A 17,628-nucleotide genomic window follows, 5' to 3' on the forward strand; every position below is an offset into this window, starting at 1 on the left:
CCTTCCGGAGTTGGGCAGGAGAACGTCAGTCGGTCATGGGGCGTGGCTTGACCAGCGAGACCGGGGCTTCGAGCGGTCGTACGGGCACGTCGGGCCGGAAGCGCTTGAGCGCGGGCAGGTCGGGCACCAGGTGTGCCGACTCGCGGCAGGTCTCGGCGGCGTCGCCGAGGGAGAGATACGGCGTGCGGATGCGGGACCAGCCGCCGGAGGTGTCACCGGCCACGGCGAGGCCGGGCCGTTCGGGGGCGATGGCGCAGGCGGCGTAGACCGCTTCCGGTGCGATGTCGCCGAGCGCCATCTTTGCGGAGGCTTCGTCGTTGACGCGATGGCACACGCGGCCGGTGAGCTGGGCTCGGAGCATGGTCGCCCCCTTGCCAAGCTCGGCGCCGAAGCGCTGCCCGCACACCTCCAGGTAGATGCCGGCGGCGCGGCCGAGCTGGGCGAGGCGGATGAGCTGGGTGACCATCTCGTCCCTGCGTTCCTCGTCCTTCTTCGTGGCGACGAGGAAGAGTTCGGCCACCTCGTCAACGAACAGCACGACGGGAACCGGGCGTTGTTTCTCGGGCAGGCCCCAGATGTCGGAGGTGATCTCCTCGTCCGGTGTGTTCGGTGCGATCCCCTGTCGAGCCTTGATCAGGTCGTATCGGTCCTCCATTTCCTTGACCAGTACGGGCAGCAGTTCGGATGCCTGTTCCGGGTCGGTGGCCAGCGACGAGAGCCGAGCGGCGAAGGGTGCCAGTTCCACACCCCGCTTGCAGTCGATGCCGACCAGGGCGACGGGCTGAGGGGCGAGTCCGGCGATCAGGTGGCGCAAGTACATGGATTTGCCGGACAGCGTGGCGCCGAGGGTGAGTTGGTGCGGGATGGTGCGGTAGTCCCGGACGAACGGCATGGCGTCTTCCCGAAGCGCGACCGACACCTTGAGGAAGCCGTCCGGAACCTTGCGGGCCATCCGCACCCGCCGTAGCACGTCGTAGCCGACCAGCCGCAGCTCAACCACGCCCGGCTTGACGGTCGTGACGTACACGGCGTGCACGCCCCAGGCATGCCTCAGCCGTTCTGCCGAGGCGGCGACGTCGGCGGGTTCCTGTCCCGGCGCGAGCCGGAGCCGGATACGGAGACCGGTCGTGGTGGGCCGGATGAGTCCCCGGCGGGGCGGCACCGGCCGAACCTCACGGTTGGTGGTGGCCTTGACAGCGAGGATCCGGAGCCGGGAGGGAGCCACAGTCAGGCCGCACGCTTCCATGACCGAGCTGTACGAGCCGAGCAGCCGAGCCGTGGATATCGGCAGGCCGACCGTGGACCAGTACACCGCCGGGTGCTTGGCCCGGGTGTAGGCGGCCCCACCGCCAAGCGCGGCGAGGGGACCACCCACCTCCAGGAGCGTCGTCAGGTCGGTCATCAGGCAGCGGCCCCGGTGGCGACCGGGAAGGCGGCCGGGGTGACGGCGGCGGCCCGGTAGGCGATGCCGTGTCGCTGCTGGCCGTTGAACACGGACTCCCACGGCCGGGCGACCAGTCCCGGGAGCGAGACCGGCGCCCCGAGGGCCAGCCCCTCGGAAATGCCGCCTTCCGGGATGGTGACCTTGATCAGCGACGACTCGCCGTCCTCGATGTAGACGACTCCGATCGTCATCAGGGCCTCACCGCTGTTCGCGTCCTTGGCGATCTCGCCCGTCTGCCGGTCGCGGACCTTCGGCTCAGGGGCCTCGGTGAGGAGGATCGTCGCGGCGGTGGTCTCAACGCGGATGGTACGCAAGGAAGTTTCCCTATCTACTCGTCTATACATGTGTCGCTCTGCGAACCCGATCTCCCGGGTTCGTGCGGACCACTGTGCCACACAACTTGCCCACTCGTCTATACGAGTAAGCGTGTTGGGGTGTACGAGTTCGGGAAGGCGTCCCCGCGCACCACCGCAGACCACCCCGATCAGGTGGCCGGGAGCTGGTACGACAGGACGTACGCGTCCGCCGCCATCACCGTGTCGCAGACCTCGACGGCTCGCCCCTCGCTGTCAAAGGCGGTCCGGATCAGATGGATGACGGGCACGCCGGCCGCCAGGTGCAGCGTCTTGACCTCGGCGGGCGAGGGCATCCGGGCGCGGATCTCTTCCTCAAAGTGGTCGAGGTGGTGGCCCAGCTCTTCGAGGCGGGCGTAGATGCCACCGGGGCCGGGGTTGGGTTCGGCGATCGGCGTGCCCCGCGCGATGTCGAGCGGGAGGTAGGAAGTGGCGAACTCGACGGGCCGTCCGTCGAGGAGGTAGCGCCGCCGACGGGCAAGCACTCGCCGAACTGACCCGAGCCGTGTGGAGATGTCCTGGCTGGCCTTCTCCTCCTTGACCTCAAGGCTGTCGACCTGGGGGTGACTGCCAGCGGCATCGGCTTCGACGATGAAGGCGGACTTGCCCTGCTCCCGGTGTCGGCGGGCGAAGCGGTCGGAGGCGAGTCGGCGCACCGGGGGACGCGGCCGGACGAAGACGCCCTTGCCGTGCTCGGCGTGAACCAGGCCCTCGCCCGTAAGGATGGAGAAGGAGTTCCGGACGGTCATCCGGGACACCCCGTAGTGCTCGACAAGCTCAGCTTCGGAGGGCAGCTTTTCGCCCTCGCGGAATCGCCCACGATCAATGGCCTCGCGCAGTTGATCAGCGATCTGGCGGAAGACCGCACGATCGCTCGTGGGGTCGAGATCGCCGAGGAGGCCGGAAGGGAGAGGGCTCACGTTGAGTACTCCTTTAGGTATCTAGACGAGTGGGCGAGTGTTGTTGCTACGGTGGAGAGCCTAGCCAGCCGAGAGGGCCCGAGGATCGTGAGCATGGACCGCCCGCACTCTGTGAGCGTCGCCGGAGTCGTCGTCGACGACCACAGCCGTGCCCTCCTGATCCAGCGCCGTGACAACGGCAAGTGGGAACCCCCGGGCGGCGTCCTCGAACGCGAGGAGACCATCCCCGAGGCCCTGCAACGCGAAGTCCTCGAAGAGACCGGCATCAAGATCGCGCTTCCGGCGACCCTGACCGGCGTCTACAAGAACATGAAGGGCTTGATCGTCTCCCTGGTCTTCCGTTGCGAGGCCACCGACGGCACGCCCACCACCGGTGACGAGACCCGCGCGCTGCGCTGGGCCACCCGTGAAGAGGTCACCGAGCTTGCCGACGAGGCGTACGCGATCCGCGTCCTGGACGCACTCGACGCGGCGTCCCCGCCGGCCATCCGCGCCCACGACGGCGTGAAACTCGTATAGCCCGAACCCGCTGCACATGGCGGCCTACCAGCACGAAGGAACTTGTATGCACGAGTATACGAGTACAGCCCGGGTCTGGGGGCTGAGTTGCCCAGGATTCCCAGAAGAAGTGAGCCGGGCCCGTCGTTGGACCCGTGACATCCTGCGTGGATCGCCCTTAGCGGCGGATGCCGAGCTGATCGTGAGCGAGCTGAGCGCGAACGCGATCCTTCACACGGCCAGCGGTCTGGAGTCCGGCAGGTTCCACCTTGCCCTCGCAGTCTCCCCACAGGTGATCGCCCTGTCCGTCACAGACGACGGAGGCGCGGCGACGGCCCCGAAGGTCGAGGACCAGGCCGAGGAGGCCGAGCACGGCCGAGGTCTGAGCATGGTCAGCACGATCGCTCATCGGGTCGTGGTCCACGACAGCGACGGCGGCCACACGGTCACCGCGGAACTCTTCGCACAGCCGGGCCCAGAGGGACGGCCATGCTGACGTCAGCCCTTGCTGAGGACCTACATGCCGCCGGACAGTACGGCTCTTATCAGTGCTGGGCCGCCGCCTACCCCTTCCACGAAGTCCGCTCCATCACGCTGGGGACGCACGCTGCCACAAGTCCCCGTCTGGCGCTGCGTTGGCTTCAGGAGCGTACGGGTCACATCACGGACCAGCTCAACGCGGCACACGCACAGCCAGGCCGCCACTGGCTCACCGACGAGCCGGAGCACGAACGAGCCCTTGCGTATCTGGCCACAGGAACGGCCTACCAACTCACCTTGTACGACGAGAACACGCGCTACGTGCTCGTGGTCTACCCCAGAGGAGCGGCATCGTGACGGAACTCGTACTCGGCTACTGGTGCGAGTGCTGGACTGAAGACCTCAGCAGCGGCCAGCCACCGGCACTCCGGGCAGCCTTCGACGCGTACTCGGCACCCCAGGCAGACAGGTGGGTCGCGGTCACACTTCGCACGATCTCACCGGCGCTGGACTCCGACGCATCCGACGTTGCGTGGGCTTGGCTGTCTCAAGGCCGGATCGCAACCCGACGAGCCCTCTTGAACTTCGAGCCCTGCTCGGTCACGGTCACTCAGGACCACACCCGCGTCACGTGGACAATCCGGCCGGTGTTCTTCGTGCCACTCGCCCACCGCCAAGGGACCGAACTGCCCGCTTGTGCACACGACTTCAAGCCCCACGCGGCCGACTGAGTTACAACTTTCTCTACTGGTTCAAGGCGGCTCGCTCCGCTCACCGCGCGCGGCCCGGCCCCCGGCCGGGCCTGCGCTCCTGTCTCCGCCCCGCTCCAGCCCGGCCGGTGTCCGTGCCGCGCGGATAGCAGCGAGCCGAAGGCCACGAGTCGAGTGCCGCACGGGAGCGGTCACAGTCAGAACGATGCCTCCGGCGGGGGATCGGCCGGCACCGGGATGGAGGGGGCGCCGTTCCCGGCTGCGGGTTCATCGTGGCGTGCGCGGGGTGCTCCCATCCCGTCCGCCGTCGACCCAGGCGGAGCCGATCAGGCGTGGCCCCTGGCGTCCAGGTCGTTCGTACAGTGGCGCGCTCCACCTGGACGCCAGAAACCACGCCTGCTCCACGGTGTGTGGGTCGACGGCGGATGGGATGGGAGCCGGGGTGGGTGGTGGGCTTAGATTGCGCGAAGGCGGACCGCAACGAGGTTGACGACTCCCGTTGTGACGGCTAGAAGCCGCTAGATTCCCTTATTGGTAAAGCTAACTAGAGCTAACCGGGACTAGGGCAGTTACTGACTTCAGATGCTGGCGACGGTGGTGAATGTGTCGGCGAGACTCTGATCTTGGCGACACCGGTGGCTCTTGGCGCTGTTGCCTGAAACTCGGGGTGTGCGTGCGGGTCCGGGTGCCGGGCGCCACCGTTCATGCCGCGCAGTGATTGAATTGCGTCAGGTTCACGTCAGGGCTTGAGGGTGGCCCCGCTTCCGTGATCTTATGAACTCGACCGCACCGGTCATATGTTCGAGTGGCTGGTGGTAATGAACGGGAGGGTTTCAAGCGATGAGAATAAAGCGCGTCTTGGCGACGGTGGGTGTGGTTGTAGCAGCGGGGATCGCGCCCATCGTTACGGCTTCATCGGCATCGGCCACCGTCGCCCAGTGCACCGGTATTGTCCACACCTACGGGTACACCGTCGGTGCGAAGGTGACAACCGCTTGTGGCTACGGGGCCATCCATGGCCCGTTCGATGAGAAGATCGCCAACCCCGATTGCCTTTACCGGCTCCGTCAGTTGGGGATCTCGGACGACGTGTCAGAGACAGCCTGTTCGTGGGCCTGATTACAGTAACGCTAGTAGGCCGTCTCTCCGTGTAACGCCGACCTGGATGCATCCCTAGGCGTAGCCGACCGGGGCGACTGTCAAGCCGCCAGCTGATGTCTGACATCAGCTGCTGACACCAACAGCGACGAACCAGGCCGAACAAGAGCGTCCCCCAGCGGCCATCACTCCCTCGCCGAGCTAGGGCCCCTCCGAGCTTCCGGAGGTCCGTGATCGACCTGATAAGGATGAGGCCCTGATGTTGCGGTATAGCAGTGAAGTACAGCAACCCCAGCAACCCGCAGCGCCCCGCACAGGCCCTCATGGGCTTTCCGGCAGCCTGTAGACCCCTCAACGACCGATCTCTGTAGAGCTACGGATCAGAAGGTTGCACCAGATAGAGACGGCCTGGCTCCGTGCCAGGCCGTCTCAGTTTCCGTCTCATTCAGCCCCGTTCACGGCCGTTCAGGCGAGACCCCAAGCCGTCCTCACAAAGGCTGTCAGCCGACCATGAACGCAGGTGTACGCCCCTGCACGTGGCCCTGCGAGCCACCAACAGACTTGGAAAGCGTGCGTCTGCTCGGTGCGCGGCCGGCGCTGGCAGGTCTCTCCTTAGCCATCGACGAAGCCCGACCGTTGGTTAGGTCCCGGGTCGTGCCCGGGCCACCCCCAACAGAGCCGGGGATGCAGCTGCTCTACAGAGTTGGACACCTCGGAAGCCGACCGCGCGTCTGAGACCCTAGCCATGGGCACTGACAATGCGCCTCGCGAGCAGAGCCCCTGACGCCACGCGTCCGCACCACAAGCGCACCAGATCGAGCGGGGAACAGCGGGGAACCACGGTGAAAGCGGTCTGGCCCGGTAAGGCCTCACCGTGAATGTCCGCGCAGGTCAGTGCCCGAACCGGCCGCAAGTGACCGCAGCTTCCCAAGCTGAGAGCGCGAGTTCGATTCTCGTCACCCGCTCCAGAGAGAAACCCCAGGTCAGAGGCCTGGGGTTTATTGCTTATCTAGACCATTTTCGGGGTGCCGTGATCCCGGCACCGCACCAACCTGGGGCCACCACCGCCGGACCGCCCAGGACGAGCACTGATCAGCTCTGGTCGAAGTGGCTGTCCCTGCCGTCCCGCTGTACCAGTCGCCCCCTCCCGGCGGCTTCGGCCCTCGGCATGAGGGTCCAGCTGCCGTCGGTGCGGTGCAGCGCGGCGGAGTGCCAGGGAGTGGTCCACGCGTCCGGGGCGTCGAGGAGACGGATGCCGAATTTCGGGGAGCCGACGGGCTGGGGATGGATGGAGAGGCGTACCGCGCGGGGGTGGTGTTCGGCGACCAGGGCGCCCCAGGCGCGGCTGCGCTGGATGACTCCGTAAGCCCGTTGCCGACATGCGCGTTGGAGGGCGGAGCGGGTGCCGGTCCAGTCGGCGGTGTCCTCGACGAGGAAGCGGGTGATGCCCCGGTAGAGGGCCAGGGCCTGGTCGTCGGCGCGGGTCTCGGCGCGAAGGGCCTCCAGGGCGGGGGCGTAGCGCTCGTGGATGTGGGTGCGTTTCGTGTCGTGCGGGAGGTCGCTGAGGACGTCGCGGAGATCGAAGACGGACAGTCTGTGCAGGTCCATCCGGCCGATCTGTGTTCGCAGGTCGTCGGCGTAGGCGTCGATGTGGTCGTCGGGGACACCGATGAGGTCGCCGAAGACGTGGCCGTCGGAGCAGATGATCACGCGGGCGCCGGGCGGGTAGATCCGCTCGATCTCGCCGCACAGGGTGTTCAGGAAGGTCAGCGAGAGGCGTTCGCCCTCGTCAGGGAGGTGGCCGAGGACCTTGGCGGGGTTGGGGGACTTGCAGGGGAAGCCGGGCAGGGTGAAGACGACGGGGGCGCCGTCACGTACGAAGGCGGATATGCGGCGCAGCTGATGCGGGAACGCTTCCGCGGGAACGGGGACGCGGTCGGTCGTGCGGTGGTGGGGCAGGAGCAGGTTCAGGATCTCGGTGGCGATGCTCGTGGGGAGGGTGTCCGGTGCGGTCGTCAGTGGCATGTCGTTCCTCCTGGGGTACGAGGGCGTACGAGGGCACGTCGACATGGCGCCGTGGCGGGAGTGAAGCCAGGCGCCTGGGGTCAGTTGGCGTGGGTCAGCCGGGGCCGGGTCGGCTGGTGTGGCCGGACCCGGTCAGCGGTACGTCGGTGTCAGAGGCGGCGGTCGTAGCCGACGGGGAGGTGGTTGGTGCCGCGGCCGAGGACGGCCGGGATCCACTCGATGTCCTCGTCTCTGACGGCCAGATGGAGGCCGGGCAGGCGGGCGAGCAGGGTGCCGAGGGCGATCTGGAGTTCGGCGCGGGCCAGGGCGGCGCCGGGGCAGAAGTGGATGCCGTGGCCGAAGGCGAGGTGGGGGTTGGGGCTGCGGTCGAGGTCGAGGGTGTCGGGGTCGGGGAAGCGGCGGGGGTCGCGGTTGGCCGCGCAGAGGGAGACGATCACGGAGTCGCCGGCCGGGACCTCGGTGCCGTGCAGGTCGCTGTCCTTGTCGAAGAAGCGCCAGGTGGTCAGCTCGAAGGCGCTGTCGTAGCGGAGGAGTTCCTCGACGGCGTGGGGCAGCAGGTCCGGGTTGTCGCGTAGACGGGCGAGCTGGTCCGGGTTACGGAAGAGGGCGATCAGGGCGGTGGTGATCTGGTTGGTCACCGGCTCCTGGCCCGCGACGAGGAGCTGGAAGATCATCGAGTCCAGCTCCTCCTGGGACAGTTCGCGGCGGTCGCGGGCCACGACGAGGCGGCTGAGCAGGTCGTCCTCCCAGTGGTCGCGCTTGTGGGTGACGACGTCGGCGATGTAGCTCTGCAGGCCGTGCAGGCGGGCCTCGTAGAGGGGGCGGCCGGGGTCGGTGGGGCCGACCGGCTGGACGACCTTGCCCCAGTCGCGGTCGAAGCGGGCCGCGAGTTCCTTGGGGAGGCCGATGACGTCGGCGAGGACCTGGAAGGGGAAGTGCGCGGCGAAGCCGGTGACGAGGTCCGCGGGGCCGTGCTCCGGCAGCGCGTCGACGAGCGCGTCGGCCAGTTCCTGGAAGCGCGGGCGGAGCTGCTCGATGCGGCGCGGGGTGAAGGCGTCCGTCACGAAGCGGCGCATCCGGGTGTGCTTGGGCGGGTCCTGGTGGAGGAGGTGCACCTGGAGCTGGGAGTGCTGCGGCTCGGGCATGATCGAGGCGCGGGCGCGCCAGCGGTCGTTGCCGCGGTCGTGGTTCTTGCCGAGGCGGTCGTCGTTCAGCGCGGCGTGGGCGGCGTCGTAGCCGGTGACGAGCCAGGCTTGGACGCCGCTGGGGAAGAGGACCCGGTGGACGGGACCGGCCTCGCGCATCCGCTCGTACAGGGGGTAGGGGTTGGTCTTGTAGGGGCAGCCCATCAGCGGCACGGGGTCGGGTCCGGGCTCGGCCAGAGGCTCTTGGACGGTCATGAACGGGGCTCCTCAGAGGGCGAGTTCGGGCCGGTAGTGGTCCAGCCACAGGGCGAGGTCGACGACGCGTTCGAGGCGCAGGCGGTGACCCCACTCCAGTCGGTCCGGCGGGGTGTCGAGGCAGGGCTTGATGCGGGTCTCGTCGGTGAGGGTGCGGACCTGTTCGGTGGCGAGGGCGTCACGGGCCAGGGTCTGGAGGCCGCGGTTGTAGTCGGGGTGGTGGGTGGCCGGGTAGTGGTTCTTGGGGCGGTGCAGCACCGACTCCGGAGCGAGGCCGGCGCCCATCGCGCGCAGCAGGCTCTTCTCCCGTCCGTCGAAGCTCTTCAGCGCCCAGGGGGTGGTGAAGGCGTACTCGACGAGCCGGTGGTCGCAGTACGGGACGCGGACCTCCAGGCCCTGCGCCATGCTGAGGCGGTCCTTGCGGTGCAGGAGCTGACGCAGCCAGCGGGTCAGGGACAGGTGCTGCATCTCACGTCGGCGGTGTTCGGCGGGGCTCTCGCCGTCCGTGTGCGGTACGGCGGCCAGGGCGGTGCGGTAGGTGTCGTCGCGGAACTCGGCGATGCGCAGGTCGAGTTCCGGGTTCAGGGGCATGGCGGCCTCGTCGCCCGTCACCAGCAGCCACGGGAAGGTCTCCGCTGCCAGGGCCTTCGGGTTGTGGAACCAGGGGTAGCCGCCGAAGACCTCGTCGGCCGCCTCGCCGGAGAGGGCGACGGTGGAGTGCCGGCGGATCTCGCCGAACAGCAGGTACAGCGAGGTGTCCATGTCGCCGACGCCGATGGGTGAGTCGCGGGCCACGACGACGGCCTTGCGGTGCTCGGGGTCGAGCAGGGCGTGCGGGTCGAGGACGACGGTGCTGTGGTCGGTGCCGATGAAGGCGCCGGCCTCGATGGCGTAGGGGGTGTCGTGGCCGGTGCGCAGGACGTCGCCGGTGAACTGTTCCGCCTGGTCGCTGTAGTCGACGGCGTAGGAGCGGATGCGGGCGTCCGGGCCTTCGCGCAGGCGGAGTTCGTCGGCGAGCAGGGCGGTCAGGACGGTGGAGTCGATGCCGCCGGAGAGCAGGCTGCACAGCGGGACGTCCGCTTCGAGCCGGCTGCGGGCCGCGCCTCCGACCAGGGTGCGGATCCGCTCGACGGCCGTGTCCTGGTCATCGGTGTGGTCGGTGGCCTCCAGCTGCCAGTAGCGGCGTTCCCGGATGCCGCCCCGGTCCAGGACGAGCACGCCGCCCGGCTCGACCTCCCTGACTCCGGACCACATGGTCGGGCCGGTGTTGAACAGCAGGCTGTACGCCTCCCGCAGCCCGTCCGCGTCCACCCGGGGCCGGATCTCCGGATGGGCGAACAGGGCCTTGGGCTCGGAGGCGAAGGCGAGGCCGCCGTCGACGCGGGCCCAGAACAAGGGCTTCACCCCGAGCCGGTCGCGGACCAGGAGCAGTCGCCGAGCGCGTTCGTCCCAGACGGCGAAGGCGAACATGCCCTCCAGGTGCTCGGCCACCGCCTCGCCCCACTCGGCGTACGCCCGCAGCACCACCTCGGTGTCACTGCGCGTGTGGAACGCATGCCCTCGGGCGCGCAACTCGGTCCGCAGCTCATGGTGGTTGTAGATCTCGCCGCTGTAGGTGAGCACGTTGGCCGGCTCGTCGGGCCGGTCGGTCATCGGCTGTACGCCGCCTTCGAGGTCGATGACGGCCAGGCGGCGGTGGCCGATCGCGGCCCGCTCGCCGAGCCAGACACCTCCGGCGTCGGGGCCGCGCGGGGTGAGGGTGGCGGTCATGGCCTCGATGACCGGGGCCTGGGTGCGGGCGTCGCTGTGGAAGGACGCCCAGCCGGTGATTCCGCACATGGGAACGACTCCTCGGTCAGGGGTGGTGGGCGGCGGCAGCCGCGTCGGTGGACATCTCTTGAACGGGCGTCGGCCTGCGTTCTTGCAGTGCGAGCAGGGGTACGGCGATACAGGCGGCGACTGCCGCCAGAGCCAGCCCGGCCGTCACGCCGTCGTCGCCTCCGGCCAGGCCCCAGGCGGCGGTGGCCAGGGCCGGGCCGAGGGTGAAGCCGAGGCTGCGGGCGAGCTGTAGGGAGGAGCCCACGGTCGCCGTGCGGTCCGCCGGGGCGGCGCCCATGACGAGAGCCTGGGTCGGGCCGCCGTTCAAGCCCATGCCGAGGCCGGCCAGCGCCAGCCGCCAGGCCACGTCCACCGGCGACCAGTCACCCCCCAGCGGAACGAGGAGGAGCAGACCGGCGGCGGTGAGGGCGGCACCGACGGCCGCCACTGGCCGAGCCCCGGTGGGGGTCCCCCCGCGCGAGCGGAGCCGAGCGTGGGGGAGGTCGGCGAGGCGTCCGCCGACCGGCCCGGCTAGCCCCATGCCGAGCGGGAAGGCGAGCAGGGTCAGACCGGTCGTGGTGGCGCTGACACCGTCGTCGCGCTGGAGGTGCAGGGCGACGACGTAGTGCATCGCCGCGAACCCGGCCGCCAGCGCCAGCACCGCCGTATGCGCCCGGAACAGCCCCGTCGCCCGCAGTGTGCCCACGACCGGGCGGCCGCCCGGTCCCCGCAGCCACCACCACAACGGCGGTACGGCGGCCAGCGCGAGTACCAGCCACCCCGGGCTTCCCGACGCCAGGGTCAACGCCAGCAGCAGGGCGGCCACCCCGGAACCCACCAGCAGCACATCCGCCGCCGACCGCCGGTCGGGCAGGCGCAGCCCGCCGTCCCTGGGCATCGCCCTCCACGCCACGACCAGGGCGAGCAGGCAGAAAGGGATCTTGACCAGGAAGACGGCGCGCCAGCCCAGGTGGTCCAGCAGCAGTCCGCCCACCGCCGGACCGGTGACCGCGCCCAGCGGGCCCAGCGTCGCGGGCACGCTCATGGCCCGCCCGCGCAGTTCCGGCCCTACCGAACGCAGGGCGAGAACCGGCATCAGCACGAAGAGCACGGCACCGAACGTGCCCTGTGCGAGGCGGGCGGCGATCAGCCAGGCCGCCCAGGGCGCGGCGGCGGCCAGCGCGCTGCACAGGCCGAAGCCCGCGGTCGCGGCTAGCACGGCGGTGCGCATCCCGATCCCGTCCAGCCACCGGCCGGCAGGCAACAGCAGGGCGACCACGGGCAGTTGATAACCCAGGACCGCCCACTGGGCGGTCGCGGCGGAGACGTGCAGACCGTCGGCGATGTCCGCCAGGGCCACGTTGACGATGTTCATGTCGAGCATCGCCACGAACGACAGCAGGCCGGCCACCGCGACGAGGAGCCAGCGGTCCTGGCCGCCGACGGGTATGCGGCCGGACTGTTCCGGACCGGGACTGTGGCCTGTCACCGTTGCCGCCCCTCACGGTCGTGGGTGGGCTGCCGGACGGCAGCCTCGTCCCACAAGTCGGGAGGGATCGCACACGAGTTCCCGAACGCGTCCAAAAAATCATGGCGGGCAGGCTGAAACTGCCCGCGCCGGTCAGCCGCGGCGGCCGCCTCGTGCCGGCTTGCCCGACACGGCCGACTCCACCAGCAGGTACAGCAGCGCGCAGAGGACCAGCCCGGCGGCACAGCCGACAGCCGCGCCGAACGCTCCGTCGACGACGGATCCCAGCCAGCCGTACCCGGCCACGAGAACGGCCACGGTGGCCGCGAGCAGCGGCCAGGACCCCCGGTTGATCCGCGCCCAGCCGCGCCGGATCGTCCTGGGCTCAGGATCCCAAGGCCATACCGCGTGGGAACCGCCGTGCACGTCGCGCCGGAGCCGCGCCATCCGACCGCCCTCCCCCCACAGCGCTGGACACGCCTGCTGCCCGGTGCGTGCCGCGGAGGGTTCCTTCCCTCCCGCCGGACGTCGAATCGGCGTGCCCACGGCGGAACTCCGGGCTCCGCTCAGCCGACTGCTGAGGTGACGGCGCTCAGGGAAGAGGTCTCCGAGGTACCCGGAGTGAGCAAGGTCGTGGTCGACCTCGCCGCCAACACCGTCACCGTGCACGGCACGGACCTTGAAGACGAGCGGCTGCGCGCGGCGATCGTCGAGGCCGGGTACGGCACCGCCGACTCGATCGCCGCCTGATCCCGGCATACGGCCGAGCGGGCAGGACGCGGCCGTCGCCCTGCCCGAGCCCGTTCATCCGCCCGTTCGCCCCCGGGTGGGCGTCTTTAGCGGCACAGCCGTCGGCGCCTCGTCCGCCGGCGTCCGGTGGTCGAAGGCGATGAGCGGGTCACCGGTCAGGGGATGGTCGACGACCGCCGCCCGTACCCCGAACACCTCCGCCATCAGCGCGGGCGTGAGGACTTCTCGCGGCGGGCCGGAGGCGACGACCGCTCCGTCGTGCAGGACGTGGAGGCGGTCGCAGATGGAAGCCGCGGCATTCAGGTCGTGCAGCGACACCAGGGTCGTACGGCGCTGGGCACGCAGGAGGGCGAGCAGGTCGACCTGGTGGCGGATGTCGAGGTGGTTGGTCGGTTCGTCCAGCACCAGGATGTCCGGGTTCTGGGCGAACGCTCTTGCCAGCAGGACGCGTTGGCGCTCCCCGCCGGACAGGGCCGTGAAGCGGCGTCCGGCCGCCTCCGCCATGCCGACGTCGGCGAGGGCCCGCGTGACGATGTCCCGGTCGGTGGCGTCGTCCCCCGCGAAGGCCCGCTTGTAGGGCGTACGGCCCATCGCGACGACCTCGCGGACACTCAACTCGAAGTCGCTCCCGCGCTCCTGCGGCAGGGCCGCCACGTGCCGCGCCGACTGGAGCGGGGTCATCTCCCGCAGGTCGGTGCCGGCCAGCAGGACCCGCCCGGCGGCGGGCTTCAGGTGCCGGTAGACGGTGCGCAGGAGCGTGGACTTGCCGCTGCCGTTCGGGCCGACCAAGCCGGTGATCTCGCCCTCGGCGGCGACAAGACGGGCGCCCGCGACCACCGTACGGCCGGCGTAGGCGACGTGCAGGTCCTCGATGTCGATCCTCAACTACCGCTCCCCAGACGCCGGTCCAGCAGGTACAGCAGGGCCGGTGCCCCGAGCAGCGAGGTGACCACGCCCACCGGCAGCTCCTGCGTGTCCATCGCCGTACGGCACACGATGTCGACCACGACCAGCAGCAGAGCGCCGAACAACGCGGAGATGGGCAGGAGGCGTCGGTGGTCACCCCCCACGACCAGGCGGCACACATGCGGCACCATCAACGCGACGAACGCGATCGCGCCGGAGACCGCCACCAGGACACCGGTCAGCACACTGGTGACGGTGAACAGCTCGCGGCGCAGCCGGGTGACGTCGACGCCGAGTCCGGCGGCCGTCTCGTCGCCCATCAGCAGAGCGTTCAGGCCCCGGGCGCGTGCCTGGAGCCACAGCAGCGCGGCGGGTACGGCGACGGCGGGTACCGCGAGCAGTTCCCACGTCGCTCCGCTGAGGCTGCCCATGAGCCAGAACAGGACGCTGTGGGTCTGCTGCTCGTCCCCGGCCTGCAACACCAGGTAGCTGGTGAACCCGGACAGGAACTGGCCGATCGCGACCCCGGCCAGCACCAGCCGCAGCGGCGCGAAGCCCCCACCTCTGCGTGCCACCGCCCATACCAGCGCGAACGTCGCCAGCGCGCCGGCAAAAGCCGCCCCGGACAGCCCCAGACCCAGTGCGCCGCCCGCGCCGAGGCCGAGGACGATCGCGGCGACCGCGCCGAGGGAGGCGCCGTTGGAGATGCCCAGCAGGTAGGGGTCGGCCAGCGGGTTGCGCACCAGCGCCTGGACGGCCGTACCGACGAGCCCGAGGCCGGCGCCGACGAGGGCGGCGAGCAGGGCACGGGGAAATCGGAGCTGCCAGACGATGAGGTCGTCCGTGCCGGGGCGCTGAGCCTCGCCGGACAGCCTCCGCCACACCACGCTCCACACCTCGCCGGGCGGGATCGACGTCGAGCCCCAGGCCACGGCGGCCGTCAGCGCGGCCAGCAGCGCCACGGCCAGAACCACCGCCAGCGGACCGGCGGGCAGGCTGCCACGCTCCTCCGCAGTCGCGGCTTTCCGGCGCACCAGGGTGAAGGCCACGATCAGGCGACCTTGCCCGGGTAGAGGATCTTGGCGATGGCCTCGACCGTGTCGGCGTTCTCGACTCCCGCGATGGTGGTCTGCTCGGAGCCGATGCGCAGGAAGTGGCCCTCCTTGACCGCCTTCAGGCCCTTGGTGGCGGGGTTCGACTTCAGCCACTGCTCGGCCTCGTCGAACGCCTTCTTGTTCGCCGCCTCGCTGCCGCGGTTGCGGACGCCGAGCTGGATCCAGTCGGGGTTCTTGGCGATGACGTCCTCCCAGCCGACCTGCTTGTAGTCGCCGTCGCAGTCGGCGAAGACGTTGCGGGCTCCGGCCAGGGTGATCACGGCGTTGGCGATCTGGCGGTTGCAGGTGACGGAGGGCTGCTTGGTGCCGGCGTCGTAGTCGAAGAAGAAGTAGGTCGGCCGGTTGCTCTGCGCCGTACCGCTGACCGCTTTCTGGACGGCGGCCGCCTTCTCCTTCATCCCGGCGACGAGTTTCTGCGCCTGAGCGCTCGTGCCGGTGACCGCGCCGAGGGAGGTGATGTCGGCCTCGACAGCTGACAGATCGGTCACCGGGCTCTTGCTCCGGGCAGCGCAGGCGGTGGACTTCAGGTAGATGTGCTTGATCCCGGCCGCCTTGAACTCCTCCGCCGTCGGCGCGTCTCCCATCCCTCCGCCTCCCATGCTTCCCATGGAGGCGAAGGTGTCGATGTAGAGGTCGGCGCCGGAGCCGAGCAGCTTCTCCTTCGGGATCACGGTCTGGCTGAGCGCCTTGACCTTCTGCGCCTGCGCGTCGAGGGTGCCGGGCAGCGTGCCCTTGCCGGGCGGGAAACCGGTGCCGATCACGTGGTCGCCGGCGCCGAGGCGGAGCAGCAGCTCCAGGCTGGAGGCGTTGCTGGTGACGATTCTCTTCGGGGCGCCGGAGAAGGTGGTCCTGGCGCCCGTGCAGTCGGTGACGGACACCGGGTAGCCGCCGGAAGCCGCCTTCCCGGCCTGCCCCGCGTTCCCGTCCGCCGTGTCCTTCCCCCCGCCGCCGCAGCCCGCCAGCAGCAAGCCGCCGAGCACGACGGCCGTGGTACCGCCCCACACACGAGAACGAGAACGCATCGAACAACTCCCGGATCCACTCGGTACACGGGCGAGCCTGCGCCACCCGCTCCAGTAGTCGGAGCGAAGGCGCTCCGAGTTCCCGGCCGGTTGGCGATCCGGTTCAGGTGAACCGCTCCCGGTGTTCAGGCGGCGAGGGTGCCGGTGCCGTTCTTCCAGTCGGCACCGGCACCCTCCCGGAACGTCAGGCCGCCAGCGCAGCGGGCTGATCCGCCTCGTCCAGCAAGTCCATCAGCGTTGCGCGGGCGCGGGCCACGCGGGAGCGGACCGTGCCGATCGGGCAGTCGCTCACCTCGGCGGCCTCCGCATACGGCAGGCCGAGCAGCTGCGTGAGAGTGAACGCTTCCCGACGGTCGTCGGGAAGCGACGCCAGCAGATCGAGCAGGGCGATGCCGTCGTCGAAGCCGGGCAGGTCGCACGGCTGGGCCAGTTCGGCGGCCAGCTGCCAGTCCGGCAAGTGCGCCAGCCGGGGCCGGGCGGCGGCGTGCCGGTAGCTGTCGATCACCGCGCGGCGGGCGATGGACAACAGCCAGGCCCGGGCCGAGGAACGCCCCTCGAAGCGGTGCAGGCTGCCGAGCGCGCGCAGGAACGTGTCCTGCGCCAGGTCGTCCACAGCCTGGGGATCGCCGCACAGATGGGCGACGTAGCGCTGGACGTCCCGGTGCAGGGCGCCCACGAACTGTTCGACCGCGTCCGTGTCACCGCCGCGGGCGGCCAGCGCCCATGCGGTGATCGATTCGTCGAGCGCTGCCGGGGTGTCACTCCGGGTGCGCGAGGTGGGCAGGGCAGAGGTAATCACCTGGTGTCCTTCTCGGGTCAACCATGATCCGGACCAGGGCACGCCACAGCGCGCGGTCCGGTGAAAGTGGGAGAAACGGCCCTACGGCGTCGCTGTGGCGCTACAGCGCCTGTGCGGTCGTACGGCCGTGGCCCGAGGCACACACGGGCAGCCGGGCAGCCTCGGGAAACCAGCTGTCTTCAGACGACAGCCGTTCCCACGGGCGGACCCCGAGAAGTGATCGCGTGGACGAGAAGGAGGAGACGCGGCGACCGGTCCGAGCGGCGGCGCCGCAGGTGGACGTGGGGGCGATCGGGGGTATCGGGCAGGGCGAGCAGCAACCGCAGCGGCGCCGCCAGCCATCCGGCCGTCGCCCGCAGGATACGGAAGGCGGCCTTCTCGCCGTACGCCAGCCACAGGCCGCTCAGCACCGCGGCGAGCAGGTGGGCGGCGAGCATGCCGAACGACGACGAACCGCCGTCCATGGAATGCCCCATGTGATCCATGGGGCTCATGCCCGTGTGGTCCATATGCATGGAGCCCATGCCGCACAGGCCCATGGAGGAGGAGCCGTCGGACGTGCCGGATGTCGACTGGGCGTAGGAGAACGCCTCGTGCAGCACCGTCTGGGCGGCGACCACGACCGACACGATCAACGGCAGACCGCGCTCACGCCCCGCCAGGCACCAGCCCACGGCACCGGTCACGGCCGCGCCGGCGGCCAGCGCCCACGCGGGCACGTCGGCACCGGACATCAGGACGTGGCCCAGGGCAGCGAGCAGCACGCACATGGCCGCGAACACCGCGGCCCGTGTCGCGCGAGCACACCACCCTGCTGTCATG

General features: G+C 70.1%; 17 protein-coding genes. 4 read left to right on the forward strand and 13 right to left on the reverse strand.

Features of this window, described 5'->3' with window-relative positions; all coding sequences use genetic code 11:
* Positions 1-25: 25 nt before the first annotated feature.
* The 3 genes from BIV25_RS27990 to BIV25_RS28000 all read right to left on the reverse strand — a co-directional run bounded on the left by BIV25_RS27990 (position 26) and on the right by BIV25_RS28000 (position 2,717).
* Positions 26-1,402, reverse strand: a complete 1,377-nt coding sequence (locus tag BIV25_RS27990; RefSeq protein WP_071375223.1) for an FtsK/SpoIIIE domain-containing protein — start codon at positions 1,400-1,402, stop codon at positions 26-28.
* Complete coding sequence (locus BIV25_RS27995; protein ID WP_071375224.1) at positions 1,402-1,758, reverse strand: hypothetical protein; 357 nt, start codon at positions 1,756-1,758, stop codon at positions 1,402-1,404. The genes BIV25_RS27990 and BIV25_RS27995 overlap by 1 nt, the downstream gene beginning before the upstream one ends.
* Positions 1,759-1,928: 170 nt before the next feature.
* Complete coding sequence (locus tag BIV25_RS28000; RefSeq protein ID WP_071375225.1) at positions 1,929-2,717, reverse strand: GntR family transcriptional regulator; 789 nt, start codon at positions 2,715-2,717, stop codon at positions 1,929-1,931.
* A gap of 111 nt (positions 2,718-2,828) precedes the next feature.
* Here BIV25_RS28000 and BIV25_RS28005 point away from each other — a divergent pair, with 111 nt between their 5' ends.
* From BIV25_RS28005 to BIV25_RS28020, 3 genes are all read left to right on the forward strand, one after another.
* Positions 2,829-3,236: an NUDIX hydrolase gene (locus tag BIV25_RS28005; protein ID WP_071375315.1), complete on the forward strand. Its 408-nt coding sequence runs from the start codon at positions 2,829-2,831 to the stop codon at positions 3,234-3,236.
* A gap of 46 nt (positions 3,237-3,282) precedes the next feature.
* The gene (locus BIV25_RS28010; RefSeq protein ID WP_071375226.1) at positions 3,283-3,711 is read left to right on the forward strand and encodes an ATP-binding protein; all 429 of its coding nucleotides are present in this window, start codon (positions 3,283-3,285) and stop codon (positions 3,709-3,711) included.
* 337 nt (positions 3,712-4,048) lie between these two features.
* Positions 4,049-4,426 carry a hypothetical protein gene (locus tag BIV25_RS28020; protein WP_107486361.1) on the forward strand — a complete coding sequence of 126 codons (378 nt, stop codon included), beginning with the start codon at positions 4,049-4,051 and terminating at the stop codon, positions 4,424-4,426.
* A gap of 2,169 nt (positions 4,427-6,595) precedes the next feature.
* On the opposite strand, the gene BIV25_RS28035 is transcribed toward BIV25_RS28020, so the two are convergent.
* From BIV25_RS28035 to BIV25_RS28055, 5 genes are all read right to left on the reverse strand, one after another.
* Positions 6,596-7,528 carry an L-tyrosine/L-tryptophan isonitrile synthase family protein gene (locus BIV25_RS28035; protein ID WP_071375229.1) on the reverse strand — a complete coding sequence of 311 codons (933 nt, stop codon included), beginning with the start codon at positions 7,526-7,528 and terminating at the stop codon, positions 6,596-6,598.
* A gap of 149 nt (positions 7,529-7,677) precedes the next feature.
* Positions 7,678-8,928 (reverse strand): cytochrome P450, encoded by a 1,251-nt coding sequence (locus BIV25_RS28040; RefSeq protein WP_071375230.1) that lies wholly within the window; start codon positions 8,926-8,928, stop codon positions 7,678-7,680.
* Positions 8,929-8,940: 12 nt separating this feature from the next.
* Positions 8,941-10,767: an asparagine synthase (glutamine-hydrolyzing) gene (gene asnB, locus BIV25_RS28045; RefSeq protein ID WP_071375231.1), complete on the reverse strand. Its 1,827-nt coding sequence runs from the start codon at positions 10,765-10,767 to the stop codon at positions 8,941-8,943.
* 16 nt (positions 10,768-10,783) lie between these two features.
* Positions 10,784-12,235, reverse strand: a complete 1,452-nt coding sequence (locus BIV25_RS28050) for an MFS transporter (protein WP_071375232.1) — start codon at positions 12,233-12,235, stop codon at positions 10,784-10,786.
* 132 nt (positions 12,236-12,367) lie between these two features.
* Positions 12,368-12,661, reverse strand: a complete 294-nt coding sequence (locus BIV25_RS28055) for a hypothetical protein (RefSeq protein ID WP_071375233.1) — start codon at positions 12,659-12,661, stop codon at positions 12,368-12,370.
* Positions 12,662-12,796: 135 nt separating this feature from the next.
* Here BIV25_RS28055 and BIV25_RS28060 point away from each other — a divergent pair, with 135 nt between their 5' ends.
* Entirely contained in the window at positions 12,797-12,964 is a 168-nt protein-coding gene (locus tag BIV25_RS28060; protein WP_071375234.1) for a heavy-metal-associated domain-containing protein, read from the forward strand.
* Positions 12,965-13,018: 54 nt separating this feature from the next.
* Here BIV25_RS28060 and BIV25_RS28065 read toward each other — a convergent pair whose 3' ends face one another.
* The 5 genes from BIV25_RS28065 to BIV25_RS28085 all read right to left on the reverse strand — a co-directional run bounded on the left by BIV25_RS28065 (position 13,019) and on the right by BIV25_RS28085 (position 17,627).
* A complete protein-coding gene (locus tag BIV25_RS28065; RefSeq protein WP_071375235.1) occupies positions 13,019-13,849 on the reverse strand; it encodes an ABC transporter ATP-binding protein in 831 nt (276 codons plus the stop codon).
* Complete coding sequence (locus tag BIV25_RS28070) at positions 13,846-14,919, reverse strand: iron ABC transporter permease (RefSeq protein ID WP_107486363.1); 1,074 nt, start codon at positions 14,917-14,919, stop codon at positions 13,846-13,848. Before BIV25_RS28070 ends, BIV25_RS28065 begins: the two co-directional genes overlap by 4 nt.
* Positions 14,920-14,921: 2 nt before the next feature.
* Positions 14,922-16,007, reverse strand: coding sequence for an ABC transporter substrate-binding protein (locus BIV25_RS28075; protein ID WP_071375236.1), 1,086 nt, complete (start codon positions 16,005-16,007; stop codon positions 14,922-14,924).
* 184 nt (positions 16,008-16,191) lie between these two features.
* Positions 16,192-16,806, reverse strand: coding sequence for a sigma-70 family RNA polymerase sigma factor (locus tag BIV25_RS28080; protein WP_071375237.1), 615 nt, complete (start codon positions 16,804-16,806; stop codon positions 16,192-16,194).
* Between the two features lie 179 nt (positions 16,807-16,985).
* Positions 16,986-17,627: a hypothetical protein gene (locus BIV25_RS28085; protein WP_079176931.1), complete on the reverse strand. Its 642-nt coding sequence runs from the start codon at positions 17,625-17,627 to the stop codon at positions 16,986-16,988.
* Position 17,628: the final 1 nt, after the last annotated feature.

This window comes from Streptomyces sp. MUSC 14 (assembly GCF_001866675.1).
In the GTDB taxonomy this organism is placed as follows: Bacteria; Actinomycetota; Actinomycetes; order Streptomycetales; family Streptomycetaceae; genus Streptomyces.